The organism is Curtobacterium sp. B18, from assembly GCF_000333375.1.
GTDB lineage: Bacteria > Actinomycetota > Actinomycetes > Actinomycetales > Microbacteriaceae > Curtobacterium.
Map to the genome: position 1 here is coordinate 1 of NZ_BACZ01000229.1, position 1,680 is coordinate 1,680.

Here is a 1,680-nt window from a genome sequence, read left to right on the forward strand (position 1 = left end):
GGACGATTACCGCGAGGCGATGTCGGCGTTCGCCGCCGCCCACCCCGAGACCCACCGCTGCGTCGTCGCTGAGCGCGACGGGCGGGTGGTCGGCATGGCGTGGCTCGGGCTCGTCGCACGGCCCCCGACCCCGGACCGCCCTGGACGGCGGCTCACCGCGGATGTGCAGACCGTCTCGACGCCGACGGTGGCGTCGTACTCCCGCCGACGACCTCGTCGGCGTCGATGGCGCGGCGGTTGAAGACCTTGACGAGCAGGTGGTTCTTCTGGTCGAGGGCCGCTTCGACCTTCTGCCGCAGGATGTTCTCGTCGAAGATGTCCTGGATGCGGATGCCGACGCGGTTGATCTTGTCGGCGTAGGTCGGGCCGATGCCGCGCCCGGTGGTGCCGATCTGCCGCTTGCCGAGGAACCGCTCGGTCACCTTGTCGATCGTGCGGTGGTAGTGCGTGATGACGTGGGCGTTCGCCGACACGAGGAGCTTCGAGGTGTCGACGCCACGGGCCTTCAGCGCGTCGAGCTCCTGGAACAGGACCTCGAGGTCGACGACCACGCCGTTGCCGATGATCGGGGTGACGCCGGGCGTGAGGATGCCGGAGGGCAGCAGGTGCAGGGCGTACTTCTCGCCCCCGACGACGACCGTGTGCCCGGCGTTGTTGCCGCCGTTGAACTTGACGACGTAGTCGATGCGGGACCCGAGGAGGTCGGTGGCCTTCCCCTTGCCCTCGTCGCCCCACTGGGCTCCGATGATCACTGCAGCGGGCATCTGGTTCTCCTCACGTTGGCGGAGGACCTCACACGACCAGTCGGGCCGGTGGTCCACCCGAGTCTATCGGACGGCCACCGGCACGCTACCTGCCGGTCAGGTGCCGGCCCGGCGGACGGTCCCCCGGACGGACTGGAGGCGCGGTNCCAGCNGNCANCGCGCCTCCAGTCCCGCGATCGGGTCGCGATCCGGCGATCAGCTGCGGAAGAAGTCCTGGTAGGACGGGTCGCCCACCGGGGCCGCGTGACCCGGCTCGGCGAGGCGTTGCTCGATCATGGACTGGATGACGTCCGGCGGGGTGAGCCCACGGCGACGCCACTCCATCGGGTTGGCCCGGAGCTGCTTCAGGGTGGTCTGCGTCTGCATGCGGCAAGCCTCGCACTCGATAGGTAGTTTGTCTAACTACATGTCCTCTTGACGCACTGCGGGCCCCGTCACGAACGATGTGACGGGGCCCGCAGTGGTGGTGTGCGCTAGCGGCGTGCGACCTTGGCGGTCTGCTTCGACGTCGCCGTGCCGTCCTGGTAGCCCTTCGCCTTCGCGACGACCTTGACCGAGAACCGGTGACCGGCGTCGGACGTGCCGAGCTTGTACGACGAGCTCGTCGCGCCCTTCACGGCCTTGCCGTCACGGAGCCACTGGTACGAGTACGTCACGCCCGAGCCGTTCCACTTGCCGTGGTTCGCCTTGAGCTTCGACCCGACCTTCGGCGTGCCGCTCACCGACACCCCGCTGCCCTTGACGAGCGTGAGGGTCGGTGCGACCCAGGTCGCCGCGGCGCTCTGGGCCTGGCTGCCGACCGCGTTGCCGAGGTGCAGCAGCAGGATCCGAGCACTCGCGACCCCGGAGCCGCGGGTGACCTGGAGCGTGCCCTTGTCGGCGAACAGCGTGCCGCCCTGGCCACCCTGCGCGAACG

At 69.5% G+C, this 1,680-nt stretch carries 1 protein-coding gene and 2 pseudogenes; all 3 read right to left on the reverse strand.

The genetic code is table 11. The annotated features are described in order from the left end of the window. Positions 1-206: 206 nt before the first annotated feature. Positions 207-764: pseudogene (locus I5E_RS06050) on the reverse strand (adenylosuccinate synthetase); the annotation flags it as partial. A 195-nt stretch (positions 765-959) separates the two neighbouring features. Then, the gene (locus tag I5E_RS25270; RefSeq protein ID WP_022906203.1) at positions 960-1,130 is read right to left on the reverse strand and encodes a hypothetical protein; all 171 of its coding nucleotides are present in this window, start codon (positions 1,128-1,130) and stop codon (positions 960-962) included. 107 nt (positions 1,131-1,237) lie between these two features. Further along, a pseudogene (locus I5E_RS25275) lies at positions 1,238-1,680 on the reverse strand (hypothetical protein); the annotation flags it as partial.

Bases quoted from the DNA above. Each gene is read 5' to 3' on its own strand.
- I5E_RS25270 (WP_022906203.1), bottom strand. From the start codon at position 1,130: ATGCAGACGCAGACCACCCTGAAGCAGCTCCGGGCCAACCCGATGGAG.